Source organism: Heyndrickxia sp. FSL K6-6286 (assembly GCF_038630395.1).
Taxonomy (GTDB): domain Bacteria; phylum Bacillota; class Bacilli; order Bacillales; family Bacillaceae_C; genus Heyndrickxia; species Heyndrickxia oleronia.
In genome coordinates, this window is sequence record NZ_CP152029.1 from 2,041,257 (window position 1) to 2,054,974 (window position 13,718).

Annotated in this window: 17 protein-coding genes; 13 read left to right on the top strand and 4 right to left on the bottom strand. The window is 34.6% G+C overall.

Annotation, left to right across the window (positions count from 1 at the left end; translation table 11 throughout):
- Nucleotides 1-15 precede the first annotated feature (15 nt).
- The 3 genes from MHI39_RS10250 (at nucleotide 16) to MHI39_RS10260 (ending at nucleotide 1,795) form a co-directional block, all read left to right on the top strand.
- Nucleotides 16-705, top strand: a complete 690-nt coding sequence (locus tag MHI39_RS10250; protein ID WP_058002288.1) for a CoA transferase subunit A — start codon at nucleotides 16-18, stop codon at nucleotides 703-705.
- A gap of 25 nt (nucleotides 706-730) precedes the next feature.
- Nucleotides 731-1,399, top strand: a complete 669-nt coding sequence (locus tag MHI39_RS10255) for a CoA transferase subunit B (protein ID WP_259545083.1) — start codon at nucleotides 731-733, stop codon at nucleotides 1,397-1,399.
- 147 nt (nucleotides 1,400-1,546) lie between these two features.
- Complete coding sequence (locus MHI39_RS10260; RefSeq protein WP_058002290.1) at nucleotides 1,547-1,795, top strand: YqkE family protein; 249 nt, start codon at nucleotides 1,547-1,549, stop codon at nucleotides 1,793-1,795.
- Nucleotides 1,796-2,076: 281 nt separating this feature from the next.
- Here MHI39_RS10260 and MHI39_RS10265 read toward each other — a convergent pair whose 3' ends face one another.
- The 4 genes from MHI39_RS10265 to mciZ all read right to left on the bottom strand — a co-directional run bounded on the left by MHI39_RS10265 (nucleotide 2,077) and on the right by mciZ (nucleotide 4,270).
- Nucleotides 2,077-2,406, bottom strand: coding sequence for a helix-turn-helix domain-containing protein (locus tag MHI39_RS10265; protein WP_058002291.1), 330 nt, complete (start codon nucleotides 2,404-2,406; stop codon nucleotides 2,077-2,079).
- A gap of 197 nt (nucleotides 2,407-2,603) precedes the next feature.
- Nucleotides 2,604-2,738, bottom strand: a complete 135-nt coding sequence (locus tag MHI39_RS10270) for an anti-repressor SinI family protein (RefSeq protein ID WP_078110871.1) — start codon at nucleotides 2,736-2,738, stop codon at nucleotides 2,604-2,606.
- Between the two features lie 417 nt (nucleotides 2,739-3,155).
- On the bottom strand, nucleotides 3,156-4,070 hold the full coding sequence (locus MHI39_RS10275; RefSeq protein WP_058002428.1) for an aldo/keto reductase: 915 nt from the start codon (nucleotides 4,068-4,070) through the stop codon (nucleotides 3,156-3,158).
- A gap of 71 nt (nucleotides 4,071-4,141) precedes the next feature.
- A complete protein-coding gene (mciZ, locus tag MHI39_RS10280; protein ID WP_071976122.1) occupies nucleotides 4,142-4,270 on the bottom strand; it encodes a Z-ring formation inhibitor MciZ in 129 nt (42 codons plus the stop codon).
- Nucleotides 4,271-4,391: 121 nt separating this feature from the next.
- Here mciZ and MHI39_RS10285 point away from each other — a divergent pair, with 121 nt between their 5' ends.
- The 10 genes from MHI39_RS10285 (at nucleotide 4,392) to MHI39_RS10330 (ending at nucleotide 13,637) form a co-directional block, all read left to right on the top strand.
- Nucleotides 4,392-4,940: an NUDIX hydrolase gene (locus MHI39_RS10285; protein ID WP_058002292.1), complete on the top strand. Its 549-nt coding sequence runs from the start codon at nucleotides 4,392-4,394 to the stop codon at nucleotides 4,938-4,940.
- Between the two features lie 2 nt (nucleotides 4,941-4,942).
- Entirely contained in the window at nucleotides 4,943-6,106 is a 1,164-nt protein-coding gene (locus MHI39_RS10290) for an endonuclease Q family protein (protein ID WP_342541433.1), read from the top strand.
- Nucleotides 6,107-6,138: 32 nt separating this feature from the next.
- Nucleotides 6,139-7,335: a class I SAM-dependent methyltransferase gene (locus MHI39_RS10295; RefSeq protein ID WP_058002293.1), complete on the top strand. Its 1,197-nt coding sequence runs from the start codon at nucleotides 6,139-6,141 to the stop codon at nucleotides 7,333-7,335.
- Between the two features lie 179 nt (nucleotides 7,336-7,514).
- Entirely contained in the window at nucleotides 7,515-8,165 is a 651-nt protein-coding gene (spoIIM, locus tag MHI39_RS10300) for a stage II sporulation protein M (RefSeq protein WP_058002294.1), read from the top strand.
- Between the two features lie 113 nt (nucleotides 8,166-8,278).
- A complete protein-coding gene (locus tag MHI39_RS10305) occupies nucleotides 8,279-8,734 on the top strand; it encodes a Fur family transcriptional regulator (RefSeq protein ID WP_058002295.1) in 456 nt (151 codons plus the stop codon).
- A gap of 117 nt (nucleotides 8,735-8,851) precedes the next feature.
- The gene (locus MHI39_RS10310; RefSeq protein ID WP_058002296.1) at nucleotides 8,852-9,067 is read left to right on the top strand and encodes a YqzK family protein; all 216 of its coding nucleotides are present in this window, start codon (nucleotides 8,852-8,854) and stop codon (nucleotides 9,065-9,067) included.
- A 4-nt stretch (nucleotides 9,068-9,071) separates the two neighbouring features.
- Nucleotides 9,072-9,965, top strand: a complete 894-nt coding sequence (xerD, locus tag MHI39_RS10315) for a site-specific tyrosine recombinase XerD (RefSeq protein WP_058002297.1) — start codon at nucleotides 9,072-9,074, stop codon at nucleotides 9,963-9,965.
- A 336-nt stretch (nucleotides 9,966-10,301) separates the two neighbouring features.
- The gene (gene deoB / locus MHI39_RS10320) at nucleotides 10,302-11,489 is read left to right on the top strand and encodes a phosphopentomutase (RefSeq protein WP_058002298.1); all 1,188 of its coding nucleotides are present in this window, start codon (nucleotides 10,302-10,304) and stop codon (nucleotides 11,487-11,489) included.
- Between the two features lie 13 nt (nucleotides 11,490-11,502).
- Nucleotides 11,503-12,336: a purine-nucleoside phosphorylase gene (locus MHI39_RS10325; protein WP_058002299.1), complete on the top strand. Its 834-nt coding sequence runs from the start codon at nucleotides 11,503-11,505 to the stop codon at nucleotides 12,334-12,336.
- Nucleotides 12,333-13,637 carry a pyrimidine-nucleoside phosphorylase gene (locus MHI39_RS10330; RefSeq protein WP_071976121.1) on the top strand — a complete coding sequence of 435 codons (1,305 nt, stop codon included), beginning with the start codon at nucleotides 12,333-12,335 and terminating at the stop codon, nucleotides 13,635-13,637. Before MHI39_RS10325 ends, MHI39_RS10330 begins: the two co-directional genes overlap by 4 nt.
- Nucleotides 13,638-13,718: the final 81 nt, after the last annotated feature.

The window sequence follows — 13,718 nt, forward strand, 5'->3', positions numbered from 1 at the left end:
AAGGGAGATAGAGCAATGAAACAAGTTTATACATCCTTTCATGAGGCAGTTGCTGATATACATGATGGGGCTACTCTAATGGTTGGTGGTTTCGGCCTTTGTGGGATACCGGAAAATTTAATTCAAGCGTTAGTTGAAAAAGGGGTAAAAAATTTAACCGTTATCTCAAACAATTGTGGAATTGATGATTGGGGACTTGGGCCTCTATTACAGAACAAACAAATTCAAAAAATGATTGGATCCTATGTAGGGGAAAATAAAGAGTTTGAAAGACAAGTATTATCAGGAGAACTAGAAGTGGAATTAACACCACAAGGAACACTAGCTGAAAAGATTCGTGCAGGTGGGGCAGGAATTCCTGCTTTTTATACACCAGCAGGAGTCGGAACGCCAATCGCTGACGGAAAAGAAATCCGTAATTTTAATGGGAAGGAATATGTGTTGGAGGAAGCGCTAATTGCAGACTTTAGTTTAATACGAGCCTGGAAAGGGGATAAAATGGGGAATTTAGTCTATAACAAAACGGCCCGTAATTTTAACCCAATGATTGCAGCAGCTGGAAAAGTAACCATTGCTGAAGTAGAGGAGCTCTATGAAATTGGCGATATAGATCCTAATTTTATCCATACACCAAGTATATATGTCCAAAGAATTATTCAAGGAAAACAAGAAAAGAGAATCGAGAGAAGAACCATCAGTCATTAATACATAGTGAAAGGAGAAATGTAGAATGGCACTAGATAAGTTCACAATACGAGAAAAAATTGCTCGCAGAGCGGAAAAGGAGATTGAAGACGGAGATTATGTTAATCTTGGTATTGGAATGCCTACATTAGTAGCTAACTATATTGCCTATAATAAACAGGTAGTTTTACAGTCTGAAAATGGTTTATTAGGAATTGGTCCATATCCATCAGAGGAAAATATTGATGCCGACTTAATTAATGCCGGTAAAGAAACCGTTACTGCCATTCCAGGCGCTGCATATTTTGATAGTGCAGAATCCTTTGCAATGATACGTGGGGGACATATTAATGTAGCAATATTAGGTGGCATGGAAGTGTCAGAAGCTGGTGACTTGGCTAATTGGATGATTCCAGGAAAAATGATTAAAGGGATGGGTGGAGCAATGGATCTTGTCCACGGTGCCCAAAAAATAATCGTCATTATGGATCATGTAAATAAAAAGGGCGAACCAAAAATACTTAAACAATGCAGCTTGCCTTTAACTGGTAAGGGTGTAGTGAATCGGATAATAACTGATCAAGCTGTCATCGATGTAACTACCGATGGTTTAATTTTAAAGGAAGTAGCAAAAGGATATTCAATTGAAGAAATTCTTTCATCAACTGAACCGGATCTATTAGTTGCAAAAGATGTCAAACTAGAAGCCTATTAGTATTTATAGTAAAATAAGGGGGAATGAATGCATTCCCTTTTTCTTATTAAGCTTTCATGAGAAGAACTACAGGTTCAATCCTGAATTTTGGAAATAATAATCTATGCAAAAAGAGCCTACTATTAATGAATTTAAAGGAGTCATCCCATGGCAAGATCGAAACAAACACAAAGAAAAAATAAACAAACCGATGATAAATTAACATTGCAAGATACGTTAAATCAAGATATCCTTTTAAAGCTGAAGCATACACAGCAGCAACTGAAACAGGATGAAGAGTCGAAGAAAAAATTAGAAGAAGAGAGAAAAAGGGAAGAGAGAAGACAAAAAGAAAAAAACAAGTCATTTGAAGAATTATTAAACGAAAACCCGATGGACTGGAAAAAATATAAATAAGTGCTTCCCATAAATAATATTACTCTTTTGAAATAGTCTTACCGGTAATTTTAGGTTAACGCCTGAAGCCTTTATTTAGTGTAAAAGCTGCTATTAGTGCTTTTACACAAGAAGCTCGAAAAATAGCCCATAAATCAAACCATCAATTAAAAAAAGTGCGTGTCGATATTAGCGCGGCCAAAGTATGGCTGATTTGACTTTGTAGCCTGTAATTATTGTCAAGTCTCCTTTCATAATGAATAAAAAAGAGTTTACGATGAAGAAATCATCATAAACTCTTATTATTTATTATTTATTTTCCACTTATTGAACTCTAGAAATTCTTTAAATTCCTCTTTTGAAACTCCTGAATTCATTGCTTCTCTAACTAATGATTCCCATTCTGAATCGAGTTCGGTAGTATTCGTTTCATCTATTTGATCATGCAATAGCAAGTTAACGGAAATCCCTAAAACTGCTGCAATTTTTTCGAGAAATTGAACAGATGGATTGGATTGTAAATTTCGCTCAATGGAGCTCAAATATGATTTTGCTATTCCAGCTCTTTCTGCTAGTTCAGATAAAGATAATTGTTTTTGTAAGCGAAATTTTTTAATACGTTGTCCAATCATACTTTATGTCACCTTCCTTCGTGTTATTATAACATATACAGAAGGAATTGTTTCGCATTAAATGAAAAATAATTAATAAGTCAAAAAACTAATCTGAGTGAAATATTAGTAATGGTAAAAAATCTAATGGAGTGAAAAAATATACTAAACAATCATGTGAAATTTAACTTAAATACTTTGAAGGTGTGGTAAATCTTTTAAGAAGAGTAACGCTTTTTCGAAAAATAATCTTTTATCTCCTCAACACTCATTCCCAAATCAAAAGCATCAAGAATGAGGTCAATCCATTCAGGATCTAATGATTCTTTCTTTACAATAAATTGTTTTTCCATCTCCCTTTTCCCCCTAGAAAACTATTAAGTTTGCAATTTCCTATCCCATGAAGAAATTTTAAGCTTGTGCAAACCTTTTTTACTATTACTATTTCTCTATCTTTATGAAAAGTATAAAGGAATTAGGCATAATTAACTCGTAAAATTTGTCGATAACTATAGCTGAAAAAAAAGGGGAAAATCCCTGGAGCAATGAACAAAAAAAGAATGTATTATCCAATTATGTAGAAAATTAGAATATTTAGAAAAAACAATCAAAGGATTACTTGTGAACCTTGTAATATTTATCGAAACGATTTGGGGATTTTGTTTAAAAAAAACGAAAGATGGTGAAAAGTTTTCTGTAAGCTCTTTTCTCAGCGAAATGAAAGGTGTAGCAGCTTTCATTTCGCTGAGAAAAGAGCATATAAAAAACTATTAGCGGTGATCAGAATAGCTTGTTTGTTTACTGAGCTCTTGTAATAACAAATATTCTTCCTTAGTTAATGGATTTCCTTGTAATACATGAGCATTTTCTTTAATTTGGTGAATGGAACTAGCACCAGTGATAACTGCTGCAACAGTTTCATTATTTAAATTATATTTCAATGCTAACTCTGTCATGCTTCGGTTTTTTTTCACTAATTTCGATTCAATGCCTTTAACTAGCTCAACCAATTCTTTATTCGTGTAACTTAAATACCCTTGTTGCGGGATCTTAGTGAGAGCTTTTTCACTTAATATACCTTTTGCTAAAGCACCTCTAGTAACAACGCTAATGTTGTTTTCTTTTAAAAGAGATAAAACAGTTTCCTCAGGTCGTCGATCTAATAAACTATATTGCATCATGACACTAATAATATTAGATTTTTGAACATATTCGCGTATAACATTGGGTCTAATGGAGGATAGTCCGTAATAACGGATTAAGCCTTCCTTTTTTAAGTCTTCAAATGCTTCAATGGTTTCATCAATATTGTCCTCAATTGTTCCACCATGTAATTGGTATAAATCAATATAGTCTGTTTGAAGCCTTTGAAGACTAGCTTTGACAGCCTCTTTTATGTAGGATTTAGATGGATCCCAAGTCCAGCCAGTTTGATCTTTATTCCAACGATTTCCTACTTTTGTTGCTATGATGACTTGATCCCGTACGGATTTTAATGATTTCCCTACAATTTCTTCATTTACACCAAAATCATATAAATCGGCTGTATCGAAATAATTGATACCAACATCAAGTGCTGCTTTAATAATGTCCTTTGCCTTGTTTTCATCAGTACCTAATGACATACAACCAAGTCCTAGCTTAGATATGAATAGATTGGAAGCTCCCAATTGTTGTTTTTCCATAAGAATAAGTCCTTTCAAAATAACTTTTTCCCTTATTCTATCGAAGATTCTGTAAGATTACCAAGAATATGTTATGAATTAGTTTGCTTTATCCAATCATAAACAAATTGGTATTGTTTAGAATAATATTTAAGCTGTTCTCTAATTTCCCAAGCTTTGCCGCATAATACAATTCCATTCTGCTGAATATAGATTTTCATCGATAACTCATCTCCTTATTTTATACATGATGATCAACAATCCGTTCGTATTATTTGTTCCCTACCTAGTTGTGTTAAAATGTATGAATGATATGTTTAATTAGAACTAGGAGTGGAAGAAATGCATAAATTTGAAGAAAAAACGATTCACACGGAAAAATTATTTGAAGGTAAAGTCGTTCGTTTGCAAATAGATGATGTTGAATTACCAAATGGAAAAACATCAAAAAGAGAAATTATTAAACATCCTGGAGCAGTGGCAGTTTTGGCATTAACTCCAGAAAATAAAATTGTTCTTGTAGAACAGTATCGTAAACCGATGGAACGAGCTCTCGTTGAAATTCCAGCAGGTAAGTTGGAGCCAGGAGAGAAGCCTGAAGTTACTGCAGTTAGGGAATTAGAAGAAGAAACTGGGTATGAGTGTAACCGCTTGGACCATATCATTTCTTTTTATACATCCCCGGGATTTGCTGATGAACTTATTCATTTATATCTAGCAACGGGGCTTAGAAAAAAAGAAAATCCTAGAGCTGCGGATGAGGATGAATTTGTTGAGCTGATCGAGGTATCACTTGAGGAAGCTATCCAGCTAGTAAAAGAGCAAAAAATATTTGATGCTAAAACGGCATATGCAATTCAATATTTACAGTTAAAAGAGGCGCAAAAATAATGATGAAAAATTATTTTGTTGATTTACATATTCATATTGGACGAACGAAAACAGGGAAACCGGTTAAAATTACTGGTTCAAAAACATTGACACTTACCAATATTTTGAAGGCAGCAAAAATACCCAAAGGCTTAGATATGATTGGAGTAATTGATTGCCATTCCCCTGAAGTTATCGCTGAAATAGAAGATCTTCTGCAAAGTAAAGAAATGATTGAAATGGAAGATGGAGGATTGCTTTATCAAGAATCGGTTACATTAATTCCAGGTGTAGAGATAGAAATAAATGATGACAATTGTAAAGGACCACTGCATGTATTAGGATACTTTCCTTCACTAGGCTCATTAAAGGAATTTTCCTATTGGTATACTGGAAAGGTAAAGAATAATCAATTAAGTACACAACGTATCCACGAAGATGCTAGAAGCTTACAGAAAAAAATAAAGTCATTAGGTGGTCTATTTATTCCTGCCCATGTATTTACACCGTTTAAAAGCTTATATGGTAAAGGCGTTGAAAAATCGTTAGAAGAAGTATTTGATGCAAATCTTATTGATGCCATCGAACTAGGATTGAGTTCAAATACAGACATGGCAGATCATATAAAAGAACTCCATAGATATACATTTGTCAGTAATTCAGATGCCCATTCTTTAGCGAAGATTGCACGTGAATATCAAATAATGCAATTTGAAGCTCCTACTTTCAAGGGGTTAGAAAAAGCACTTCATCAAAAAGATGGAAATGAAGTGATAGCGAATTATGGGCTAGATCCTTATCTTGGGAAATATCACCAAACAACCTGTGCAAAATGCTTTGCTAAAAAAGAACATGATGTCTGTCACGTATGTGGATCAACACAATTTACAAAAGGAGTATCTGAACGAATTCAAGAACTAACAACTACAGATACTGGTTGCGATAGACCACCCTATATTCATCAAGTACCGTTAGATTTCTTACCTGGATTAGGACCAAAAACGATGGAAAAACTTCTAGATCATTTCGGAACAGAGATGAATATCTTACATAATGTTCCAAAGGAAGAACTAGAAAAGGTTATAAAACAAGAGTTAGTTGATTTAATTATGAAAGCAAGAATGGGAAATCTGCAATTATCTGCTGGAGGCGGAGGCCAATATGGTAGAGTTGCTAATGAACAATAAACGTTCATCCAAGCTTTTGATGGAGGATTAACATGAAAGACAAAAAATATGCACAAGCTATAAAGGAACTTTCCATTCGTTTTGATGAGGAAAATATCCCATATCATTTTTTAGATTCTACTTCCTTATATATTCAAGGGGTGGATATTCCTCATTTCAATACTATATATATAGAAGTACAGTGGGATATCATAGAAAAAGCCTATGAACTATTCTCTACAATAGAAAAGACTGACTTGAACTCAAATATAGCCACCGCATCCTTTCAGGTACAACAAGATATATATACCATTATTGTACAATGCCGTTATAATACGACAATTAAGACAAACCCCTATCGAATCCAAGTGACATGCGATGAACAACCAATATGGTGTATATCACTTTATAAATATTTATTTAGCGAACAAAGCGGTATAGATAGAGAAAAAATTCATAGGTACTTAGAAAATGAACATGCTAAGGTAACTAAGTTAAATGAACAAGCTTGGAATCAAAATAATTATGTAGCTTTATTAAATAGATACGGTTCTCCTCAAGAAATTGCAGAAAAAATTAGGCATAATCCAAGATGGAGGTTGCACCCATTTGATCATTATCTTGAACCAATTGCGAATAAAAAAGTTCTGCATCTTATGGGTTCCAATGGCATTAAAGCAGTAGCCCTTTCACTGCTTGGGGCAGATGTAACCGTTGTTGATTTTTCAGAGGAAAATAAAGCTTTTGCTATGGAAATTGCGAGCCATGCCAATGTGAAAATCAACTATATCGTTTCGGACGTACTCTCACTGCCAAATGATCTTTATTTTGAGCAATTCGATGTTGTATTAATGGAACTTGGGGTTCTTCATTATTTGCTAGATATTCAGGAATTAATGAAGAAAATTCAGCAGTTATTAAGCAAGGATGGAAAGTTTGTTCTCCATGAATTCCATCCGATTTCAACGAAACTGATTACCTCCACTGGTAAAAAGCATAAGGTGATTGGGAATTATTTTGATCCATCCATTGTGAAGAATGAGGTTGCGTTTACAAAGCATATGCCAGAAGAGGAAAAGGCTAAACTGCAACATGTCTTACAAAGAAAGTGGACATTGGGAGAGGTAATAACAGCAGTTGCAAAGGCACCAATGCAAATAGACATTTTAGAAGAGGAACCAAATCATAAAATTCACGATATAGGATTGCCGAAGACTTTTACATTAGTCGCAAAGAAATGCTTATGTTAAGGGTTTGATTAATCATTCGATCTTGTAATGAGGGGGGACCCCTCTAATTTTTTTTGCAACGCCAACTTATTGATTCTATTATAATTTTTAAAAATTAGTAGATTTAAGGTCTATCTTTTTATTTCCTGCATAATTTAGTAATGAGATTATGTTACCTAGATTAATAGGAGGAAGTAAAAATGCGCAGAAAAAAGTCGTTGTCTAATCCTATCATTCGCCATGTACAAGAATATTCCTCGATTTACTCATTTATTATTGTTTTATTTTTAATGGGAGTAGTTTTTGGTGCCATTATTGTAAACAGCTTATCAATCGACCAAAAGGAAGATTTATTTTATTATTTAAATCAATTTTTTGGGCAAATTTCGGAAGGGAAAATTGCAGCACCAACCGATTTATTTCGATTAAGTTTTCTTCATAATGTGAAATTTTTAGGTTTAATGTGGGTTTTGGGAATCTCGATTATTGGTTTGCCACTTATTTTAGTTCTGTTATTTATTAAAGGAATTGTTGTTGGATTTTCCGTAGGATTTCTTGTCAATCAAATGGGATGGGGGGGATTCCTTCTTTCTTTTGTTACCGTATTACCACAAAATCTTTTTATCATCCCAATGTTTATTTTTATTGCAGTAGTAGCTGTAGGTGTATCCTTAAAGTTAATTCGTAAAATCTTTATTAAACAAAGTATGGGGGTTCAAATTATTCCTATGTTAACACAATATTTTATTGTGTTAATCATTGCGGTTGGTTTTATATCCATTGCTGCAGGTGTTGAAGCGTATATTTCACCTGAATTAATGAAATCGGCAATGTCATATATTAATAGATAATAATAATTATTATCAAATAAAATTTCTATTTTAGAGATTATAATAATTTTATTTTGCATCTTTTCTTCCTTCTGCTATAATAAAGTGGATAGTGGCGAGGGAGGATACTTCAGATGGAAAGTCGTGTTGAGAGAATAAAAAAACAATTACATTCTGCAAGCTATAAGCTTACTCCACAACGTGAAGCAACCGTCCGAGTATTGCTGGAAAACGAAGAAGATCATTTAAGTGCAGAAGATGTTTACCTCCTTGTAAAAGAGAAATCGCCAGAAATCGGCCTAGCAACCGTATATCGAACACTAGAGTTATTAACGGAATTAAAGGTTGTAGATAAGATTAATTTTGGTGATGGTGTATCACGCTATGACTTAAGACAAGAGGGAGCTGCACATTTCCATCATCATTTAGTTTGTATAGAATGTGGAGCTGTAGATGAAATTCAAGAGGATTTACTCGAAGATGTTGAAGCAATTGTAGAAAGACGTTGGAACTTTAAAATTAAAGATCATCGCTTAACCTTCCATGGGATTTGCTGGCGATGCCAGGATAAAGAAAAAAGTGAAGATTGAAGAACCTTTTCGTGTGAAAAGGTTCTTTTATGTTTATTAAGTGAAAGGTATAAAAATGGCACACTTTGGCATAGGCTTGTATAAGATAAACTAAAAAAGGATGGACTGGTCTATGTCATGGTGAAGATGATTTTTCGTACGTTAAAAGTGTTTATATTATTTACTGGATGCACATTACTCTTTTATTATGGTATTATGTGGGTAAATCAAGAATATGAGGATTATCATCGATATGATGAACCAAAAGGAACAGCGATTAAAGTAAATTCTGTGGAAGAAAATGATTCGGGATGGTTTGATCGTTTACTATTGTTCTATTTAGATGGGGAGTAATTATATGCTAGATCGTTTAAAGGATTTCATCCATTTTATGGTGGTTGAAAAAGGATTATCAAAAAACACAATTGTGTCTTATGAAAGAGATTTAAAAAGCTATTTAACTTATATGGTTAAAGTGGAGCAAATTCAATCCTTGAATGAGATTACTAGAATACATATTGTCCACTTTTTACATCATTTAAAACAGCAGGGAAAGTCCGCTAAAACTCTAGCAAGACATGTTGCATCAATTCGGTCCTTTCACCAATTTCTATTAAGAGAAAAAGTAACCGAAAACGATCCTTCTGTTCATATTGAAACACCTCAAACAGAGAGAAGTCTTCCGAAAGTGCTAAGCTTAACAGAGGTTGAAGCACTATTAGATGCTCCTTCGGAAAAAGGGCCTTTACCATTAAGAGATAAAGCGATGCTAGAGCTTTTATATGCGACTGGAATTCGTGTAAGTGAACTAATAAATCTTAATCTTGATGACCTACATTTAACGATGGGGTTTGTGAGATGTATTGGAAAGGGAAATAAAGAAAGAATTATCCCAATTGGCAAAACTGCAACCGTTGTATTAGAAGAATATATAAAGGATGGCAGACCAAAACTTTCTTCGAAGCAGAGACAAACAGAAGCTTTATTCCTAAATCATCATGGAAATCGTTTAACCCGACAAGGTTTTTGGAAAATATTAAAAGGACTTGCGAAAAAGGCAAATATTGAAAAGGAGTTAACTCCTCACACCCTCCGCCATTCATTTGCGACGCATTTATTAGAAAATGGAGCTGATTTACGAGCTGTACAGGAAATGTTAGGTCATGCAGATATTTCCACGACACAAATTTATACGCATGTAACGAAAACAAGATTAAAGGATGTCTATGCAAAGCATCATCCACGAGCTTAATAGATAGGTAGAGTTTGTCTATTAAGGGGTCTGACCACACTAAAATTCTGTACCTCGTGAGAAATTAACTATTTCCTACTTGATATAGAATGATGGGGCAGACCTCTTTACTATTTATACTAACCCTATTAAATGTTCAATCATTCAAATGTAACGTTTGATACTATTGCAGAAAAAGGAATGAATTTGATACAATATAGTTGTCAGACCTCTTACCATGAAGGGAAACATGAAAGGTTAATATAGCTCTAATTTTGAGTAACATGCATAGAAAAGGGTAATATAGTTTTGAACCTTTTGTAACCGTTTTAATCTTTAAAGAAGGGAATGAAATAATTGAGTAACTATACATATAAGCGAATACATCTAATTGTAATGGATTCAGTAGGAATTGGTGAAGCTCCAGATGCTGAGAAATTTGATGATAAAGGGTCAGATACCTTTGGTCATATTGCAGAGAAAATGAATGGACTCAACATGCCAAATATGGGGAAATTAGGACTTTCAAATATTCGGCACATTCAAGGTGTTGAAAAGGCAAATCCTCCGCTTGCATATTACACAAAAATGCAGGAAGCTTCAAATGGAAAAGATACGATGACTGGGCATTGGGAAATAATGGGGTTGAATATAGAAACTCCCTTTCAAGTCTTTCCTGAAGGCTTTCCAGCTGAATTAATCAATGAATTAGAAGAGAAATCCGGACGGAAAATTATTGGCAATAAACCAGCTAGTGGGACAGAGATTCTTGATGAACTTGGAAAGGAACATATGGAGACAGGTGCACTAATTGTGTATACTTCTGCTGATTCAGTACTACAAATTGCTGCCCATGAAGAGATTGTCCCACTTGAAGAACTATATAAAATATGTGAGATCGCCAGGGAACTAACTTTAGATGAGAAATATATGGTTGGTCGAATTATTGCACGTCCATTTGTCGGAGAGCCAGGTCATTTTACGAGAACTCCTAATCGACATGATTATGCACTGAAACCATTTGACCGTACAGTTATGAATGAATTAAAGGATAGTCATTTTGATGTGATTGCCTTAGGGAAAATATCCGATATTTATGATGGAGAGGGAGTAACAGAAGCAATCCGAACTAAATCGAATATGGACGGTATGGATAAATTTATCGAAACATTTGACAAAGAATTTACAGGCTTAAGCTTTTTGAACTTAGTTGATTTTGATGCGTTATATGGTCATCGACGTGATCCAATTGGTTATGGAAAAGCATTGGAAGAATATGATGCTCGTTTGCCAGAAGTTTTCGAAAAAATGAAAGATGATGATTTATTAATTATCACTGCAGACCATGGAAATGATCCTATTCATCATGGTACCGATCATACACGCGAATATGTGCCACTGTTGATCTATTCGAAACGTTTTAAAGAGGGAAAGGAATTACCTCTAAGAAAAACTTTCGCAGATATTGGTGCAACTGTCGCTGAGAATTTCCATGTAACAATGCCAAAATACGGAACTAGCTTTTTAAAAGATATACAAGAATAGAGGGGAACTAAGAGTGAATTTTCAACAAATAGAACAAGCAGTAACATATTTACAAGGTAAATATACAAAAACTCCAAGAATTGGTTTAATACTAGGATCTGGATTAGGGGTTCTTGCAGATGAAATTGAGGATGCCGTAAAAATCCGTTATGAGGATATACCTGAATTTCCTATTTCAACAGTCGAAGGCCATGCAGGTCAACTTGTATTTGGCTCTTTAAGTGGCAAGGAAGTAGTTGCTATGCAAGGCCGATTTCACTATTATGAGGGATATTCATTTGACCAAGTTACATTTCCTGTAAGGGTTATGAAGGAACTGGGAGTTGAAGTCCTAGTAGTTACGAATGCTGCAGGTGGGGTAAATGAAACTTATGAACCAGGGGATTTAATGATTATTTCAGATCATATTAATAATATGGGAAGTAACCCACTTATTGGTCCAAATGACAATCGATTTGGTGCTCGTTTCCCTGATATGTCTGAGCCGTATAATAAGGAATTACGTTTAATCGCACGTAATGTTGCAGAAAAGTTAAATATTCGAATCCAAGAAGGAGTATATGTTGGAAATACAGGACCTACATATGAAACTCCGGCAGAGGTTAGAATGATCCGTACGTTTGGGGGAGATGCAGTTGGAATGTCAACTGTTCCTGAAGTAATCGTAGCAAAGCATGCTGGGCTAAAGATATTAGGAATTTCCTGTATATCAAACATGGCTTCTGGGATATTAGATCAGCCTTTAACTCATGATGAAGTAATAGAAACAACAGAAAAGGTTCGAAAAGATTTCTTACTTTTTGTAAAAGAAATTGTTAAAAATATAAAAGTTGGTGAACCAAAATGAGAATGGTAGATTTGATAGAAAAAAAACGTGATGGGAAAGAGTTAACAACAGAAGAAATCCAATTCATTATTGAAGGATATACCAATAACTCCATTCCAGATTATCAAATGAGCGCTATGACTATGGCGATCTATTTCCAAGGGATGAATGAACGTGAACGTGCAGAATTAACAATGGCTATGGTCAATTCAGGTGATACGATTGATCTATCTGCCATTGATGGAGTAAAGGTTGATAAACACTCTACTGGAGGAGTAGGGGATACTACAACTTTAGTTTTAGGGCCTTTAGTTGCTGCATTAGGAGTACCTGTGGCGAAAATGAGTGGAAGAGGCTTAGGACATACAGGTGGTACGATTGATAAACTTGAAGCAGTAAAAGGATTTCATGTAGAAATTGAAAATGATGAATTTATCCGCCTGGTAAATGAAAATAAAATTGCAGTAATAGGGCAAAGCGGAAATTTAACACCAGCAGATAAAAAGCTCTATGCTTTAAGAGACGTAACAGGAACGGTGAATAGTATCCCGTTAATCGCAAGCTCCATCATGAGTAAAAAAATTGCTGCTGGTGCAGATGCTATTTGCTTAGATGTTAAAACAGGTGCAGGAGCATTTATGAAAACACTGGATGATTCTAGAGAGCTTGCCAAAGCGATGGTTAGTATTGGGAATAATGTTGGCAGAAAAACGATGGCTGTTATTTCTGATATGAGTCAACCACTTGGTTTTGCGATAGGGAATGCTTTAGAAGTTAAAGAAGCAATAGATACATTACGTGGAGATGGACCAGAAGATTTAACAGAATTATGTCTTACATTAGGTAGTCATATGGTTTATTTAGCTGGGCAAGCAGCTACACTAGATGAAGCACGTAATAAGTTAAATGAAGTGATTTCCAATGGGAAAGCATTGGAGACGTTTAAAATCTTTTTACAATCGCAAGGCGGAGATCCTGAAGTTGTAGATGATCCAGCAAAATTACCTCAAGCGAAATATATCATTGAATTGGAAGCTACAGAGGATGGGTATATTTCTGAAATCGTTGCTGATGAAATTGGTACAGCTGCTATGATGTTAGGAGCTGGTCGTGCAACAAAAGAATCAATCATCGATCTAGCTGTTGGGATTGTACTGAAGAAAAAAATTGGAGATCAAGTGAAAAAAGGTGAATCACTTTTAACTATTCATTCAAACCAAGAACAAATTGAAGAAGTGAAGCAGATCCTTTACAAAAATATTAAAATTTCTAAAGAAAAAGTACCTGCACCAATACTCGTTCATGAGGAAATTACACATTAATTAGACATCAATTACCCGCTATATTGTTTAACAGTGGTCGATTCGTGATGAACACACGGATTGACCACTGTTTTTTTATTT

What these genes read in the sequence shown, in the direction of transcription:
- MHI39_RS10305 (WP_058002295.1), top strand. Translation starts at nt 8,279, where the DNA reads ATGGAAAGTCGTGTTGAGAGAATAAAAAAACAATTACATTCTGCAAGC.
- MHI39_RS10250 (WP_058002288.1), top strand. Translation starts at nt 16, where the DNA reads ATGAAACAAGTTTATACATCCTTTCATGAGGCAGTTGCTGATATACAT.
- MHI39_RS10290 (WP_342541433.1), top strand. Translation starts at nt 4,943, where the DNA reads ATGAAAAATTATTTTGTTGATTTACATATTCATATTGGACGAACGAAA.
- MHI39_RS10255 (WP_259545083.1), top strand. Translation starts at nt 731, where the DNA reads ATGGCACTAGATAAGTTCACAATACGAGAAAAAATTGCTCGCAGAGCG.
- MHI39_RS10270 (WP_078110871.1), bottom strand. Translation starts at nt 2,738, where the DNA reads ATGGAAAAACAATTTATTGTAAAGAAAGAATCATTAGATCCTGAATGG.
- MHI39_RS10275 (WP_058002428.1), bottom strand. Translation starts at nt 4,070, where the DNA reads ATGGAAAAACAACAATTGGGAGCTTCCAATCTATTCATATCTAAGCTA.
- MHI39_RS10295 (WP_058002293.1), top strand. Translation starts at nt 6,139, where the DNA reads ATGAAAGACAAAAAATATGCACAAGCTATAAAGGAACTTTCCATTCGT.
- spoIIM (WP_058002294.1), top strand. Translation starts at nt 7,515, where the DNA reads ATGCGCAGAAAAAAGTCGTTGTCTAATCCTATCATTCGCCATGTACAA.
- MHI39_RS10260 (WP_058002290.1), top strand. Translation starts at nt 1,547, where the DNA reads ATGGCAAGATCGAAACAAACACAAAGAAAAAATAAACAAACCGATGAT.
- MHI39_RS10285 (WP_058002292.1), top strand. Translation starts at nt 4,392, where the DNA reads ATGCATAAATTTGAAGAAAAAACGATTCACACGGAAAAATTATTTGAA.
- MHI39_RS10330 (WP_071976121.1), top strand. Translation starts at nt 12,333, where the DNA reads ATGAGAATGGTAGATTTGATAGAAAAAAAACGTGATGGGAAAGAGTTA.
- xerD (WP_058002297.1), top strand. Translation starts at nt 9,072, where the DNA reads ATGCTAGATCGTTTAAAGGATTTCATCCATTTTATGGTGGTTGAAAAA.
- MHI39_RS10265 (WP_058002291.1), bottom strand. Translation starts at nt 2,406, where the DNA reads ATGATTGGACAACGTATTAAAAAATTTCGCTTACAAAAACAATTATCT.
- MHI39_RS10310 (WP_058002296.1), top strand. Translation starts at nt 8,852, where the DNA reads ATGGTGAAGATGATTTTTCGTACGTTAAAAGTGTTTATATTATTTACT.
- mciZ (WP_071976122.1), bottom strand. Translation starts at nt 4,270, where the DNA reads ATGAAAATCTATATTCAGCAGAATGGAATTGTATTATGCGGCAAAGCT.